The 636-nt window shown below is 53.1% G+C and carries 1 pseudogene; it reads right to left on the bottom strand.

Annotated elements, in window-relative coordinates:
• Positions 1 to 636, bottom strand: a pseudogene (locus LZP69_RS15870) (IS3 family transposase); the annotation flags it as partial.

Genomic DNA, 636 nt, shown 5'->3' with positions numbered 1-636 from the left:
CAAACAAGTCCAGAACAACGGCAAGGTAAGCCCATCGTTTGCCTGTCCACACATAGGTCACATCGCCACACCACACTTGATTGGGAGCCGTCACAGCAAACTGGCGGTCAAGGAGGTTAGGGATGGCTACATGTTCTTTGTCGGCCTTATTGTAGCGATGCCGTGGCACCTGGCAGCTCACTAGCCCCAGCTTCTTCATCAGCCCTGTGGCACGATAGCGCGTCAACCTCACGCCAGCTGTCGTCACCATATCAGCCAGGGTTCTGGCACCCGCTGACCCATTGCTGGCTTCATAAGCCTCCCGCACCATGCTGTGCAGCTTTACCACCTTCGAGTCAATGGTGGTAGGCCTGCTTCGCCAATATTTGTAACTACTGCGGTGAATACCAAATACTGAACAAATCCGCTTTACGCTATGGCTCTTCCTGAGTTTCTCGACTAACGAGAACTGTTCAGTGAGTCTGACATCAAGAGAGCCGTAGCCTTTTTCAAAATGGTGTTCTCTTCTTCAATGCGGCGGATTTTCTTCTCCAGCTCGCGGATCCGCTGTTGTTCGGGGGTGAGCGGTGCGCCTTTGGGGGATACGCCTTGCTGCTCCTGTCGAAGCTGGTTTACCCATTTACGCATGGCTGAATT

It is taken from the genome of Shewanella sp. AS1 (assembly GCF_021412565.1).
In the GTDB taxonomy this organism is placed as follows: Bacteria; Pseudomonadota; Gammaproteobacteria; order Enterobacterales; family Shewanellaceae; genus Shewanella.
Note: the sequence above shows the minus strand (reverse complement) of the source record. Positions and strands in the feature narration are given on the sequence as shown.